Here is a 15,725-nt window from a genome sequence, read left to right as displayed (position 1 = left end):
AAACGCGCACTCGTACTGACAGCAAGAAAACTAGTTCGGCTGGTGGACGTGCTGCTTCGCGATCACCTGATTTACACCCCGAAGGGAGGTGGGCTAGCCGAAAATCAGTAAAATCCGCCTCCTTATCACCTTCAAAATTTTGGTAATTTTGAAGGCTTAGGTTAGTGTTGTCTTATTTTTCAAAGGTATCTGAGAAACAAAGAATTAAATCTTATTTAGGCCTTGACTTAATACCACAAGACTGAAGATCCTGCTCCCATTGTCGACAAAATATCTATACGATAAACCGCTTGGCAGCTGATCGACTGATTTTTATTTTTTCAGGATTTTCGCCATATAAAAGGCATCGCTCATGCCGTCTTTTAGTGAAAGTGCCTTTGTCTTCATCGCTTCGACTTGATAACCGGACGTCCCGAAGAGAAGCAGCGCTGGACGATTCCGGACGGAAAGGATGGTTTCAATTCGCCATATGCCCATTTCATCAGCGAATGCTTCTGCTGCATGCAGTAGCCGTCTGCCAATGCCCTGTTTGCGCTTTGCGGGCAATACGCCGATATCTATCCTCGTTGTGAACCGTTCCATCTGCCAGACACTTCGTGTCAAAATCACAGCCCCAATGATCGAGCCCCCATCCTTTGCAACGAGAACATGCCGCAGCGAGACTCCTGAATTTTCGATGAACGGATAGGTCTTGGATGCAGTATCATCCTCTGGATGTTCTGATTGGGCATATTGTTTAAAAAAAGCATGAAGATCTTGCTCTTCCGTCGGATTCATTCTTTCAATTTGTACCATATCGACCCTTTCCTCCTCGTCCCCGCGTATTACAAGTCTATTATTCAAGAAGTTCGAACATGCAGATATATTTCGTAATTTCCGCGCTGTTTGAAAAAAGGCTGACTCATAGACAGTTACATTCTTAACGTATTAGATATACCAGGCGATACTGGCTATTATTTTGCAGTAAATGCGCTTCGTCCGCTGGCTGGCCGCGGGTGCACCGCGAATCTCCTCGTACAAGCAAAAGTCTGCAGGGCCTATCCGGCATGTTTCCCCGCAAGGCGCCAGAGCGCCTTTATTGCATTTGAAAAGCAATTCAAGCGAAAAAAAAGCGTAAAAAAACCGGCTAAATTGTTATAGCCGGTGCACATGACATATTGCCATATAAATGATTTAAATAAATGTGGATAGTACCATGACAAAAAATAAAAGCGTCAAATAATTTAATGATATGACAAACATGACCCGCGACCAAGCCACTGTATCTTTCGCAAAAAGTCCATAAACCGCGTAAGCCAACCACGCACTTCCCATCAAGAAAGCGGCAACTAAATAAAAGGCACCAAGCGAGTACAGCAATAGTGAGACTGGGAGAAGCACGGCAACATAAACAATCATCTGACGCTTGGTAATCGCAAAACCAGCAACAACCGGCAGCATCGGTATACCCGCGCTTCTGTATTCTTCGACCCGCTTAATTGCCAAAGCAAGGAAATGCGGCGGCTGCCAGATAAACATAATCAAGAACAGTATCCAAGGTATTGGCGAATTGAGACTTGGATCAATGGCTGCCCAGCCGATTAATGGCGGAACCGCCCCAGCAAAACTACCGACTATAGTATTTATCGTATGGGCGCGTTTCAGCCACATCGTGTAAATTAACACGTAGGTAAACAGTCCGGCAAGCCCAAAAACCGCAGCACTTGACGAAGCTGCGAACAAAAGAACCAAACCGGCAATGGCAAATGCAAAACCCAAGGCAAGAATCGTTTTTCCAGTTAATCGTCCCGTTGCTGATGGACGCCCATGTGTGCGTTCCATGATCGGATCGATATCGCGATCAATATAATTATTCAGCGCGCATCCGCCAGCAATCACCATCGCCGTACCGCTGAGCACAAGCACAAGCTGCAGTAGCTCTGTAAGCGCCGATTGACCCGTAAAATATAAAGCAAGCCATGCTCCGGCAAAAGCGGTGATCAAATTCGATACGACAATGCCAATTTTTATTGTGGTGAACACATCTTTCACTATATGACCGGAAGCTGCTTCTTCAATGGACACATTTGTTCTGTCAATCAGTCTTTCGGATGTTAGCATTTTACTCACCATTTAGACCTCCTTAAAAAAGCAAGATATTGCTTCTTGTTCTGCTCTCTCTTCTCATAATCTATCGATTCATTCAAGATTCCTACAATGGCTCATATGCTGAATGCAAGCTTATTCTTAAAGCAAGACCAAAACAACGTATGAATAAAACCATGAGCAGAAAAACAGATCAAATTTTTAATATGAGAAATTTATCATTGTTCCATATTAATTATATATGAACTGCATTTTTTTGTCTCATGTTTCGCACAATGATTTGCATCACAAATCGATAGCTTTGTTTTCGTTTACATGTGACACAAATCCTATTTTTCAAGGAATAGGGAGAAACTCATACAAAAAGAGAGTCGCCTGAAACAGTTTCTACGCTAAAAATCTGTTAGAATGAAGAATGGAAAGCACTTGAGACATTTCCGGAGAACTTTATGAATTTATTGAAAGCATGGTGATACATATGTTTGACCGTCTGTTGCGGATTCTTGCCGTGTTAACTGCGTTTACCATATTAATTGTTGTCCTGATGGGATCGCTTGTCACGAATACCGGCTCCGCCTATGGCTGTGGCCATAACTGGCCACTTTGTAATGGGCAGGTTATACCGACTGCAACATCCAATCAAACCTGGATTGAATTCAGTCACCGGATGGTCGTCGGTTTTACCTCGATTCTGGTAATTATTTTAGCTGTCTGGATTTGGTCGCGGTTAAAGCAGGTGAAAGAAGCACGTTTTCTCGCCGCTGCATCCGTCTTTCTAATTTTTCTTCAGGCATTTCTTGGCATGAGCGCAGTCGTTTGGGGAAATTCTTCATTTGTCCTCGCGCTTCATTTTGGCGTCTCGCTCCTTTCTTTTACAAACAACCTGCTGATTGCGGTTATCGTGATTGAGGAAACCCATCCGCATTGCATGCGACTTGTTCCGGGGATTAAGCGAGGGATGTCCTGGAACTTCATCACTCTAAGTATTTATACGTATCTTGTTATGTATACCGGAGCATTTGTGCGCCATACAGATTCAAGTCTGGCAGCCACCGATTTTCCACTAGTTAATGGTCATCTGTTTCCAGCAGAGTTAATCAGCCGTGCCGGCTTCCAATACGTGCACCGGGTCGCCGCGCTGATTCTTATTCTATGGGTGGTTGCGACGCTGGTGGTCTGCTTCAACAAATATAAAAAGATACCCAGTTTGAGTATCCTTCTTTTTCTTGCCTTATTGTTTCTTCTATTTCAGGCATTCTCTGGGGTTCTGGTGTTGGAAACAAAAATGGCTTTGTATACCTTGCTATTGCATTCCCTCTTTGTGACTGTTTTCTTTGGGCTATTAATGATTTTGTTAATGATTGGTCTCAGATGGAAGGAAGCGCGTTAAGCTTCTTGTCTCTTTCATTCGATTCGCTGGTTGGAGGATGTCTCAAATGATTTCGAATTTGAGACATCCTTTTTTCGATTGATTGGTTCTCTTATTTTCGCAGCAAACCTGATTTGTTTACGTATCCCTAAATCCTTGACTATTGAGTATAAGTAAAACTGGGCGATAAAACGTACATTCCTTATTTTGCATTAAATAGGCTCCGGTCGCTCGCTTGCCCCCGGAGCGCACCGAAAGCCTTCTCGAACAGGCAAAAATCTGCAAATTCCGTTAAGCACGTATTTCCCGTAAAGGCCAGCGCACCTACACTGCTTTTTTTACACAATATCATAAAACCCCTTGAAGCTAGCTTCTCGTTATCCAGCTTCAGGGGGTTATTCATGTTTATAAAGTTTTGTTGTTTAAGCCTTGAAGTGCTTAGAAACACATATTCCAGAATTTACTGTAATTCAATCATCAAATCTCCGGTTTCAATCACATCATTTTCACTGACATAGATCTTCTTTACGACACCGTCACTTGCAGCTTGGACAGTTGTTTCCATCTTCATAGCTTCAGTGACCATCAAATGGTCGCCTTTTTTAACTCGTTCACCTGAGGTAACGAGTATTTTAATCACTGTACCCGGCATTGATGCGCCGATATGGTGTGGATTATCTTTATCAGCCTTAGCATGCAACGTCTCCGAGGACTGGACACTCACATCCTTGATCATCACTTCGCGAGGCTGACCATTTAGTTCAAAGTACGCTGTGCGCATGCCGTCTTTACCCGCATGGCCGATCGAAATCAGTTTAACAACAAGGGTTTTACCTTCTTCAATATTGACAGCTACCTCTTCCCCAAGACGCAGACCGTAGAAGAAAGTCGGTGTGCCGAGGACACTGATATTCCCATACTGTTCGCAGAAATGCAAATAATCCGTGTAAACCTTCGGATAGAGTGCATAAGAGATGACTTCATCGTCAGCGAATTTGCGATCAAATTTTTCTTCAAGCATCGAACGAATTTCTACGAAATTAACTGGCTCCAGATGTTTGCCCGGACGATCCGTCAGTGGCTTTTTACCTTTCAGAATAATGCTCTGCAATTCTTTCGGAAAACCTTGGTAGGGCTGGCCGAGTTCTCCCATAAAGAAGTTAATGACCGAATCCGGAAAATCAAGAGATGCGCCTTTTTCGTAAATGTCGTCTTCGCTTAAATCATTTTGTACCATATAAAGCGTCATATCGCCGACAACTTTTGATGACGGGGTTACCTTAACAATATCGCCGAACATCAAATTGACACGACGGTACATACTTTTAACTTCTTCAAAACGATCACCGAGTCCGACAGCAATGGCTTGCTGACGCAGATTGCTATATTGACCACCAGGCATTTCCAGTTTATAAATTTCTGCGTTCGACGTCTTCATGCCGCTTTCAAATGGGAAATAGAATTTCCGCACTTTTTCCCAATAGTGGCTGAGCGATTCCAACCCGTCGATAGAAATATCCGGCTGCCGTTTATTCGCACCCAATGCGTAATACAACGAATTAGCACTTGGTTGTGATGTCATCCCAGCAAGCGCTTCAACTGCAACGTCAACAATATCCACGCCTGCATCGATTGCTTTTAAATAGGTGTAAATACCATTGCCACTCGTGTCATGTGTGTGCAAATGAACAGGAATAGAAACTGTGTCTTTCAATTCGGAAACAAGTTGATAGGCGGCTTCCGGTTTCAAGAGCCCGGCCATATCCTTAATACCAAGAATATGTGCACCGGCGTTTTCTAGATCCTTGGCTAACTTTTTATAATAATCAAGATTGTATTTTGTCCGCTGACCATCCAGAATATCGCCGGTATAGCACATCGTTCCTTCCGCAATCTTTCCGCTTTCAATGACCGCATCCAGGGAAACACGCATGCCCTCTAGCCAATTCAAGCTGTCAAAAACTCGAAAGACATCGACGCCTTCCTTCGCGGCTTGCTGAACAAAAGCCCGAATTAGATTATCCGGATAGTTCTTATAGCCGACTGCGTTGGAACCACGGAGCAACATCTGCAACAAAATATTCGGCATACGTTTGCGGATCCGGCGTAGTCTTGCCCATGGATCTTCGCGAAGGAAACGGTAGGCTGTATCAAATGTGGCACCGCCCCACGCTTCTTCAGAAAAAAGATTAGGAAGTAGATGTGCTGTCTGTTCAGCAATTTCAACGAGATTCTTCGTTCGCATCCGTGTTGCCAAAAGGCTTTGATGCGCATCACGGAATGTCGTATCTGTGAGCAGAACTTTGGGTTGCGCTTTAACCCAATCAGCGACGCCTTTTGCTCCCTTTTCATCAAGTAGCTGCTTCGTTCCACGTGGGAAAGGCTCGGACAATTTCAGATCAGGAACCGGTGGCGTATCAAAGATAGGCTTCTTCATCTTCTCGATGCCCGGGTAGCCGTTTATCGTAATATTGCCGATATAAGTCAGCATTTTTGTTCCACGGTCGAGGCTCTTTTCAAATGAAAAAAGTTCCGGTGTCGTATCGATAAAGGTCGTGGACACATTACCTTCAAGAAATTCCGGATGCTGCACGACATTGACAAGAAAAGGAATATTGGTTTTAATCCCGCGGATTCGGAATTCCTTAAGATTTCGCAGCATTTTTGCGGAAGCACCCTTAAAGGTCTGCGCGTATGTCGATAATTTAACGAGCAACGAATCATAGTATGGGGTAATGACAGAACCTGTATAAGCACTGCCAGCATCAAGGCGCACTCCGAAACCGCCGCCGCTTCGATAAGCAACAATTTTCCCTGTATCCGGCATAAAATTATTGCTTGGATCTTCAGTCGTCACCCGGCACTGAATTGCATAGCCATTTGTGTGAATCGCCTTCTGTTCCGGAATCAATACCGGATCCTCGTGCAGACCATAGCCTTCAGCAATCAAAATCTGCGACTGAACAATATCCACACCAGTCACCAATTCTGTAATCGTGTGCTCCACTTGGACACGAGGATTAACTTCAATAAAATAAAATTGCCCGGATGGCACAACGAGGAATTCAACCGTTCCAGCATTCAAATAATGAACGCTTTCCATCAATTTAACAGCGGCATCGCAAATCTCGTGGCGCAGTTTTTCGCCAAGTCTACGACTAGGTGCGACTTCGACAACTTTCTGATGGCGCCGCTGTACGGAGCAATCGCGCTCATAGAGATGAACAGTTTCACCGGATTGATCGGCGATAATTTGCACTTCAATATGTCGCGGATGATCTAAATATTTTTCAACATAAACATCTTCCTGGCCAAATGTCTGTTTGGCTTCTGAGCGGGCGCGCGCAAAAGCCTCATCCAGGCTTTTCTCGCTACGGACAATGCGCATCCCACGACCGCCGCCGCCAAGCACCGCCTTGATAATAATTGGATAGCCATGTGTCCTGCCAAATTCACGAACTTCATCAATCGACGAAACGGCGTCTCCTGAACCCGGAATTACAGGAATTCCAGCGGCAACAGCAGCAGCTCTTGCCGCTGATTTATCGCCGAACGTTTCCAGATGTTCGGCACGCGGACCAACAAAGGTAAGCCCCTCCTCAGCACAGCGGCGGGCAAATTCAGCGTTTTCTGAGAGAAAACCGTAACCTGGATGAATGGCGTCCACTTGATGCTCTTTGGCGATTTCAATAATTCCTTCAATATCAAGATAGGCTTCAATCGGTTTCTTGTCCCGTCCAACGAGATAGGATTCGTCCGCCTTATAACGATGATATGAATTGATATCTTCTTTTGAAAAGATGGCAACCGTTCGGATGCCCAGTTCATTACATGCGCGGCAGATTCGAATGGCTATCTCGCCTCGGTTTGCTACCAGTAGTTTCTTAATGGAATGTTTCAACATTCTCTCTATTCCCCTCCTGTTTGCTGCTCGATCGCTTCATATTAACCATTGAAGAAATATTCAAGAGTACACCAATTGAAAAAACGAGAACGATTAAAGAAGATCCCCCATAACTGATGAAGGGAAGAGTCACACCGGTGACAGGAATCAATCCAGTCGCTGCGCCGAGGTTGACGAATGTTTGAATGGCAATCATGCTCGAGATGCCAATGGCGAGTAAGCTGCCAAATGCATCTTTACAGCGGATTGCAGTGACATATCCCCTGAAAATAAGATATGCCAAGCATAAGATGATAAATAATATACCGATTAAACCAAGTTCCTCGCCAACGATCGCGATAATAAAATCAGTCTGCGGTTCCGGAAGAAAACCAGTCTTCTCAATACTATGACCGAGTCCTTTGCCAAATAGTCCTCCGGAAGCGATCGCGATATAGGAATTTATCAGTTGTCGCCCTGTTGATTGGGCGACAGCGAATGGATCATAGGCGGCCGTAAACCGTCCGGACTGAACATGACTGATTGCCATTGCAAAATAGCCAAGAACACCCGTCAAACCTCCTCCAAATAATAGTAACAGATGTTTCAACGTTAGTCCTGAACAAAGCACCATAATCCCGGAAATTGCAATCAAAATCATTGCGGTGCCAAGATCCGGCTGTTTCGCAACAAGTATAAAAATCAAGAAAATAATGGCAAGCGGCGGAAAAACTGTTTTGACCTTTTCCATGCGATTCTGTTTATGAGCAAAAGCAGAAGCAAGGTAAAAAATCAGGGAAACTTTCACCAATTCCGCCGGCTGCAAGTTGAAACCGCCAAACGACAGCCATGACTGCGCGTTATTTCGAACGCTGCCTGCGAAAAAAAGTACAGCCAGCAGGAGTATCGAACCGATTACCATCGGTTTCACAACTTTATGATACATTTTATAAGGTACAATCATACCGAAGATACCGAATGGAAGTGCCAAAGCAAACCAAAACAGCTGTTTGATAAAGAAATAATAAGTCGGATGAGGTGGCCGCATCACCATACTCGCCCATACTGAACCTGCACTGTAAACCATAATCAGGCCAGTCCCAATCAAAAGCAACGTTGTAACAAGCAAGGAATAATCGTAATAACGAAACATTTTTTTAATCATAGTTGACCGGCCCTTCAAAAAAAAACAGCACTATTCGCTTGGCAGAAACAAATTATATAGAATCCACCATTCTTCTGTTTACTTATTCAAACATATCTCCTGTTAACGCCCTGCTTTTTGCTTTTCAAAAGCGCAAAAAAGCCCAAACCGCACCCTAACAAAGACGCGTCTTGAGCGTATGATCCTTATTTTTTTATCGATGCTTCATGAAGGGCGGATACTTGCCTTTCCAAAGAGCTAAGTAGTTCCTTGCCTTCATCCGCACGAACAAGACCTAACCGGACAGCAAAGTCAATCTCGCGGGAAAGGCCGAACATTTGTGTATCCAGAACCTCTTCATATAGCGGGCACTGAGGCATCGTCAAATTTTCCATCTGCACCCCAATCAGTTTCACAATTTTCTGTGCATCGGCCTGCAGCAGTTCATAAGCTTTCTCGCCGCTACCAACCGTCATTTCAACGGACAATTTGCTCCCCCCTGTCACTTCGTGTACACCTATTTTTTATCTTACCTTGTGTCATTCTAAAAAGCAAGCCTCTACAAAACGGAAAGCTCGTGTTGAACAGCCCTGAAGGTATTCTTATTGCTATACGGAGAAGTATTCGCCGTAACAGGTGAAAATTGGTATACTGTTAATAAAAGCACTGACGATTATTCGAAAGTCCAACGCAGGTTTGACAAAAAAAGCCTGCGAGAATTTTGGTTGACCGAATCTCTCTGTCTCAATTTTAAACAACTTTAAAACCAATGGAGCTCCATCTTTCATCGATGAGCCGGATATCCGATTATGCAAGCAACGCCATTTTGAAAGGAGTTATGCCTTTTGCGTGTTCCATGTATTTTATGCGGCAAGATCTGCACGCTTGACGATCAGTCGCTGGTTTCCAAACGACTTAGAAACCGTCCGATTCACACATTTATGTGCGATGATTGCCACAAACGCATTAGTGAACGAACTCGAGCTAGGTGGGCAACAGGAAAGTTCACCCTGCATCTCCCACCTTCTGGGAAAAAGGTTAACCGCTATTGAACCGATTCTGACCAGCTTTATTTTCTGGACAAAACGAAACAAGGCCGATGCACCGTCTATTATCGACGGTACACCGGCCTTGTTTTCAACTCGTTTTACGTAGCTTATGATTATCCTTCAGTCGTTGTGAACCACGCCGGCATTCAAATTGCCGGGCTTCTGGTGACGTTGCTTATGACGGAAGAGAACTCGGCGTAAAACGCCGAGTTCTCTTCGCTCGCCCTTTATAAAAACAAATAACATACACAATAGTTAAAAGTTTTGCGAACTAAAGGGGATCAGATTCTTATTAACCGTTATATTTTGGGATCTTGCTGCCGCGACGCTCAAAACGTTCGCGATCACCCTTATTCAGGATTTTCTTACGCATACGTACACTTTTTGGTGTGATTTCGCAATATTCATCATCATTCAAATAGGACAATGAATCTTCAAGTGACATTTTACGCGCTTCCTTAAGTGTCACGGTTTGGTCTTTGTTCGAAGAACGAACGTTTGAAGCATGTTTTGCACGTGTCACATTGACCGTTAAATCATTTTCACGGTTATGTTCGCCGACAATCATCCCTTCATAAACACTAACGCCTGGTCCAACAAACATTTCACCACGATCTTCAAGTGCGGCCAATGAGTAAGCCGTTGTCTGTCCCTGATCCATCGAAATTAGCACCCCTGAGCGGCGGCCGCCGATTTCTTCACGGATAAACGGTGCAAAGTGGTCAAAGGTATGGTTCATAATGCCATAGCCGCGCGTATCAGTCATGAACTGGCGCTGATAGCCGATCAACCCACGTGACGGAATCATGAATGTCAGACGAGTTTGTCCCGGCTGTTCCTGGCGCATATCTTTCAGTTCAGCCTTCCGCTTGCCCATCGATTCAATTACCGAACCGACATATTCTTCCGGCACATCAATTTGTACCGATTCATACGGTTCGCAAAGTTTTCCATCGATTTCTTTAGTAATTACACTCGGCTTCGAAACAGAGAGTTCATAACCTTCGCGGCGCATCGTCTCAATTAAAATCGACAAATGAAGTTCGCCGCGTCCGGAAACAACCCAAGAATCATGTGAATCAGATGCTGATTCAACCTTCAAGCTTACATCGCGTTCCATTTCAGCCATCAGACGATCTTCTATTTTACGGCTCGTGACATATTCGCCTTCCTGTCCAGCAAACGGGCTTGTATTCGGAAGGAAAGTCATCTTCAGCGTTGGTTCATCAATATGCAATGGCGGTAGCGGATCGATTTGGTCAACAGTGTTAATCGTATCGCCGATGTCAATATCGGAAACACCGGTAATCGCGATAATATCACCTGCAGCAGCTTCCTGAATCTCCATCCGCTTCAACGCATGATAACCGAACAGCTTCGTGATCCGGAATTTCTCAACGCTTTGGCCGCCGTTCTTAACAAGTGCGGCTTCATCGCCAACCTTAATCTTGCCACGATAAATACGACCAATGCCGATACGGCCAACATAGTCATTATAATCGAGCATTGTAACTTGGAACTGAAGGCCTTCTTCACGATTATCTTCCGGAGCTGGAATGTTTTCAAGAATCATATCCAGAACAACGTGCATATCCTGATCCACATGTTCAGGATCCGTTCCAGCCACACCATTCACTGCCGATGTGTAAACAACTGGGAATTCCAATTGACTCTCATCTGCGCCAAGATCAATGAACAAGTCGATAACTTCATCGACCACTTCTTCCGGACGTGCCATTGGCTTGTCAATTTTATTGACAACTACAATCGGCTTCAGATGAGCAGCCAAGGCATGCTTCAGCACAAAACGTGTCTGCGGCATGCAGCCTTCATAGGCATCGACGAGCAAAAGCACACCGTCAACCATTTTCATGATTCGTTCAACTTCGCCCCCGAAATCAGCGTGTCCCGGGGTATCTACAATATTTATTGTATGATCCTTGTAGGTCAAGCTCGTATTCTTGGCAAGGATGGTAATTCCACGTTCACGTTCAATCGCGTTGGAATCCATAGCCCTTGTTTGAATATGCTGATTGTCGCGAAAAGTTCCTGACTGCATCAGCAATTTATCGACCAGCGTTGTTTTCCCATGGTCGACGTGAGCAATAATCGCAATATTTCTTAATTCTTCCCTGCGTTTTGTCATTTCTGCTTTACTCTCCTCATAATTTCCGATAACTTCCATGACCGAAATCTGCACATGCAAATTATTTTCTCATATATTAAGCATTTTTGTCAATTACTTTAAAATCTAACAAAAATCTATTTCGTTTGCGTGACTAAAAATTCGTTTATCTTTTATACGATTTGGCTTGCACTTTACCATTTCCCGTGCTCGCTTCAGGTGCCATTCGTTGTGAATTTTCGACAATACGATTATGATAAAAAAGGGGTGCATTCTGTCATGCGTATTCTTTATTGGTTATTGTCCGTGCTAGTTATCGCCGGTCTTGTCGGCGTTGCTGCCGGCATCGCTTATGGAAGTATTGTCATTACAGGTTCCAGTATTGTCGGAATTACTGTTTTTATGTGGCTCGGTTTTTTCATCAAAGCGCGGCAACAGCGAATGGAAAGCAAAGAAAATAGTTAACCCATTGAGTCGGCATTCGTCATGAGACGGAATCCGGCTCGTTCACATTTTTCCCTTCATTAATTTTGACGCGAATATGATTGGTAATTTCACCATGCAACGTCGGTCCGGCAACAAGCAATGATGTCTGCTTCGTCAAAAGGTCTATTGGCCGTCCATCTACCCGTGTAGCAATGCCGCCAACCTCATGAATTAGAATCAAACCAGCCGCGTAATCCCATGGTGATAATCGCATCGTGAAATAAGCATTGAGGAAGCCAGCAGCAACGTACGCAAGTTCAATCGATGCTGCTCCATACGATCGCGTCCCGCTGCACGTTTGAATCACATCTGTAAGTACATTCTCGTCTATCCGTTTATTCGGTTTCAGCCAAGACATACTTAAATCGAGCATTGCGTCTTTTAACACGCAATTTTTAATTGGCTTTAATTTCTCTGAATTCAGATAGGCACCTTGCCCCGCGAGACAGTGAAAGAATTCATCCGCCATCACATCATATATAAAGGCTGCCTTACCCTTCCCATTTTCATAAACAGCGATTGATATTGCAAAAAAGCGCTGTTGCTTTACAAAATTTAATGTCCCATCTATCGGATCGACGAACCACAGGATACCATTTACTGTATCCGGTTTGTCGCCAAATCCTTCTTCAGAAATGATTGATTGGCCGGGATAGTTCGTTCTGATCTTCTCAACCAAATACTGTTCAATGGACCGATCCATATTCGTCACCAAATCATTATAGGCACTTTTGCTGCTGACTTCGAGAGGGGTAGGTGCAGCAAAAGACTTTTTGATTTTCTCGCCAGCTTCCCGAACCCATATGGAAACTTTGTTCTCTAATATCGTCCAGTTAACTGTCTGCATTCCGTTCACACTCCTGATTTATTGCTTCACTCATCTTAACGCATTTTGACGAAAAAATAAAAAACACTGCATAAGCAGTGTTCCCAAACCATTCCCTTGATAAAATTTACGTCGTTGATCCGTGTGGCGCTCAGATCTCGAGCAGAATCATCTCACGTCGCAGAATTTCCAGTTTTTCTTTACAGAGATTAATAGCCCCCGGATCTTGGCGAATCATTGCTTGGTGCAAGGCGGCCAATTCTGCATCAATTTCTTTTCTCAGAATCGGAATTCTTCTTTCCGCATCTTTCCGACTAAGTGTTTGATTGATTGGCTTCATCGGACCAACACATCCCTTCCATTTTAAATGGCTATAGCGGCATTGCAAAAGGGACAGAATTTTATTCTCCATGAGAAACTGCCTGTGGTTGTTTCTTTATTTTATGCGGCGCAACCTGTCATATTGCAAGGAAAAAAACAGTTTTCCCCAAGCATCGTACCCATTTTTATTTGGATTATGATAGACTGGCTTTAATCCCTGAAGTTCGCGGAAGGAACGTGAAGCAGTATGACTCTTTATCATTTCTCAACAAATGATTTTCAAGCAATGCAAACGGATGGACTAGACATGAGAATGGAACATATCCGTGAAACGGTTCAACCAAAGTTTCTTTCGTTTGCGGAGCAGCTGACCCCGTTTCTTGCTAAAGAAACCGGTCGGCCTTTTTACGCGCATCTTGCCAAACACGCGCGACGCACGGTTAATCCTCCGGAAAGTACTTGGATCGCCTTTTCATGCGATCGACGCAGTTATAAAAAATATCCGCATTTTCAGCTTGGTATATGGGAAACGCATGTTTTTTTCTGGCTCGCTATTATTGATGACTATCCCGCCAAACCAGCGTTCGCCGATTTTCTTCTGAGTCATGAGCAGGAAATCATGCAGCAAATTCCAACAGATTTCATGTGGAGTCCTGATCACACGCAGCCGAAGACGTTCAAACAAGGAACGCTAACGCCCAATGAACGGCACCACTTGTTTCAACGGTTGCACGACATAAAGAAAGCAGAATTACTCTGTGGACTGACGCTGACGCCTAAGGCAATCCAAACGATCACCGGTGAACAACTGTTGAAAGAAATCCAGCAAGCGGCGCATCAATTGATGCCGCTATACCGGACGGCGCTTACTACGATGCATGAGAATAACTTGGTATAACCAAGTCCGCTTGACAATGGCAAAGCCTTAATTTCTCTTATACTTCGTTTGGACGAAAATCTGATACATGCTTATCGCTTAAAAAAAGGACCTGAACGGAATCTCCGCTTAGGCCCTTATTACTGTATTATTTGGCAATATGAATGGGTTTGCCGAGCGCGACTTCTGCCGCCTCCATCGCCATTTCTCCAAGTGTAGGATGCGCATGAACTGTCAAAGCGATATCTTCGATTGTCATGCCGGACTCGATTGCCAGACCAAATTCAGCAATCATATCACTCGCATTTGTGCCAACAATTTGCGCACCGAGCACGAGCCCATCTGATTCACGGGAAACAATTTTAAGGAAACCGTCCGTGGCGCCCAAAGACAACGCGCGACCATTTGCCGCAAATGGAAATTGGCCGGTCTTTACCTCGTAACCCGCTTTGACTGCCTCTTCCTCTGATAAGCCGACAGTCGCAATCTCCGGATCAGAGAAGACAACGGCTGGCATCGCCCGATAATCAACTTCAGATGCCTCACCTGCAATCGCCTCTGCAGCAACCTTTCCTTCGTAGGAAGCTTTATGAGCCAGTGCCATACCCGGTACTATATCACCAATTGCATAAATATTATCAGCAGTTGTTTTTCCTTGCTTATCAACTTTGATCAAGCCGCGTTCCGTCACCTCTACACCCGCCAGATCAAGTCCCAAGTCGCGGGTGTTCGGACGTCGCCCGACCGTGACCATTACATAATCCGCTGCAAAGGTCTTCACTTCACCTTTGATTTCCGCGGTAACAGAGACACCCTCAGCTGTCTCTGTCACACCCTTTGCCAGTGCCTGAGTATAGACCGTAACACCTTTTTCCTTTAACTTCTTCTTCACGGGTGCGATGAGACGTTTTTCAAAATTAGGTAGAATGGATGGTGAACCTTCGAGAATGACAACTTCCGTTCCGAATCCGGCATACGCAGCGCTGAGTTCGATACCAATATAGCCGCCTCCGATGACGACCATTTTTTTAGGGACTTCTTTCAGAGCTAACGCACCCGTAGAGGAGAGCACGCGATCACTCCATTTGAAGCCAGGAATTTCAATCGGACTCGAACCGGTCGCAATAATGCAATGGTTGAATTTATAACGGGACGATTCGTAGCCATGGTTCACGCGCACAACATCCGGCTCAACAAACAAGGCTTCACCTTCGACAAGCTCAATATCATGAGCTTTTAATAGCCCACGCACGCCACCTGTCAGACGCTCTACCACCTGATTTTTAAACGCTTGAACTTTGAGAAAATCAATGGTGATGTTTTCTGCTTTAATGCCAAATGCATCGCTATGCGCCATCTGTTCATATCGGTGACTTGCAGATATCAACGCTTTAGACGGAATACAGCCAACGTTCAAACATACACCGCCGACGTGTTCTTTCTCGACGACAATCACTTTCTGACCCAACTGCGAGGCGCGAATTGCCGCGACGTAGCCGCCTGGTCCTGCTCCGAGAACAATTGTGTCCACTTCCGTTGTAAATTCCCCAACAACCATTT

At 44.6% G+C, this 15,725-nt stretch carries 13 protein-coding genes; 4 read left to right on the top strand and 9 right to left on the bottom strand.

Annotation, left to right across the window (positions count from 1 at the left end):
• Positions 1-312: 312 nt before the first annotated feature.
• Together JOC27_RS01020 and cyoE are read right to left on the bottom strand one after the other, a co-directional pair.
• On the bottom strand, positions 313-795 hold the full coding sequence (locus JOC27_RS01020; protein WP_205005117.1) for a GNAT family N-acetyltransferase: 483 nt from the start codon (positions 793-795) through the stop codon (positions 313-315).
• 378 nt (positions 796-1,173) lie between these two features.
• Positions 1,174-2,100, bottom strand: a complete 927-nt coding sequence (gene cyoE / locus JOC27_RS01015) for a heme o synthase (protein ID WP_205005142.1) — start codon at positions 2,098-2,100, stop codon at positions 1,174-1,176.
• Between the two features lie 463 nt (positions 2,101-2,563).
• On the opposite strand from cyoE, the gene JOC27_RS01010 reads away from it, so the two are divergent.
• The gene (locus JOC27_RS01010) at positions 2,564-3,475 is read left to right on the top strand and encodes a COX15/CtaA family protein (RefSeq protein ID WP_205005116.1); all 912 of its coding nucleotides are present in this window, start codon (positions 2,564-2,566) and stop codon (positions 3,473-3,475) included.
• Positions 3,476-3,914: 439 nt separating this feature from the next.
• Here JOC27_RS01010 and pyc read toward each other — a convergent pair whose 3' ends face one another.
• From pyc to JOC27_RS00995, 3 genes are all read right to left on the bottom strand, one after another.
• Positions 3,915-7,358, bottom strand: a complete 3,444-nt coding sequence (gene pyc, locus JOC27_RS01005; RefSeq protein WP_205005115.1) for a pyruvate carboxylase — start codon at positions 7,356-7,358, stop codon at positions 3,915-3,917.
• A complete protein-coding gene (locus JOC27_RS01000) occupies positions 7,339-8,502 on the bottom strand; it encodes an FtsW/RodA/SpoVE family cell cycle protein (RefSeq protein ID WP_205005114.1) in 1,164 nt (387 codons plus the stop codon). Before JOC27_RS01000 ends, pyc begins: the two co-directional genes overlap by 20 nt.
• A 185-nt stretch (positions 8,503-8,687) precedes the next feature.
• The gene (locus tag JOC27_RS00995) at positions 8,688-8,957 is read right to left on the bottom strand and encodes an Fpa/YlaN family protein (protein ID WP_415641005.1); all 270 of its coding nucleotides are present in this window, start codon (positions 8,955-8,957) and stop codon (positions 8,688-8,690) included.
• Between the two features lie 369 nt (positions 8,958-9,326).
• Between JOC27_RS00995 and JOC27_RS00990 the strand changes: the two genes are divergently transcribed.
• Positions 9,327-9,533 carry a YlaI family protein gene (locus tag JOC27_RS00990; protein ID WP_205005112.1) on the top strand — a complete coding sequence of 69 codons (207 nt, stop codon included), beginning with the start codon at positions 9,327-9,329 and terminating at the stop codon, positions 9,531-9,533.
• 289 nt (positions 9,534-9,822) lie between these two features.
• On the opposite strand, the gene typA is transcribed toward JOC27_RS00990, so the two are convergent.
• Positions 9,823-11,676, bottom strand: a complete 1,854-nt coding sequence (typA, locus tag JOC27_RS00985) for a translational GTPase TypA (RefSeq protein WP_205005111.1) — start codon at positions 11,674-11,676, stop codon at positions 9,823-9,825.
• 210 nt (positions 11,677-11,886) lie between these two features.
• On the opposite strand from typA, the gene JOC27_RS00980 reads away from it, so the two are divergent.
• A complete protein-coding gene (locus JOC27_RS00980) occupies positions 11,887-12,120 on the top strand; it encodes a hypothetical protein (RefSeq protein WP_338062749.1) in 234 nt (77 codons plus the stop codon).
• A gap of 19 nt (positions 12,121-12,139) precedes the next feature.
• Here the strand turns inward: JOC27_RS00980 and JOC27_RS00975 are convergent, their stop codons facing one another.
• Positions 12,140-12,988, bottom strand: coding sequence for an inositol monophosphatase family protein (locus tag JOC27_RS00975; RefSeq protein WP_205005110.1), 849 nt, complete (start codon positions 12,986-12,988; stop codon positions 12,140-12,142).
• A 130-nt stretch (positions 12,989-13,118) separates the two neighbouring features.
• Complete coding sequence (locus JOC27_RS00970; protein WP_205005109.1) at positions 13,119-13,307, bottom strand: hypothetical protein; 189 nt, start codon at positions 13,305-13,307, stop codon at positions 13,119-13,121.
• Positions 13,308-13,535: 228 nt separating this feature from the next.
• Between JOC27_RS00970 and JOC27_RS00965 the strand changes: the two genes are divergently transcribed.
• Complete coding sequence (locus JOC27_RS00965; protein WP_205005108.1) at positions 13,536-14,186, top strand: DUF1054 domain-containing protein; 651 nt, start codon at positions 13,536-13,538, stop codon at positions 14,184-14,186.
• 127 nt (positions 14,187-14,313) lie between these two features.
• Here JOC27_RS00965 and lpdA read toward each other — a convergent pair whose 3' ends face one another.
• Positions 14,314-15,723, bottom strand: a complete 1,410-nt coding sequence (gene lpdA, locus JOC27_RS00960) for a dihydrolipoyl dehydrogenase (protein WP_205005107.1) — start codon at positions 15,721-15,723, stop codon at positions 14,314-14,316.
• Positions 15,724-15,725 lie beyond the last annotated feature (2 nt).

Origin of the sequence: Sporolactobacillus spathodeae (assembly GCF_016908935.1) — a bacterium.
Lineage (GTDB): Bacteria > Bacillota > Bacilli > Bacillales > Sporolactobacillaceae > Sporolactobacillus > Sporolactobacillus spathodeae.
The sequence above is the reverse complement of the archived record's forward strand: the minus strand, read 5'-3'. Positions and strand labels throughout refer to the sequence as shown.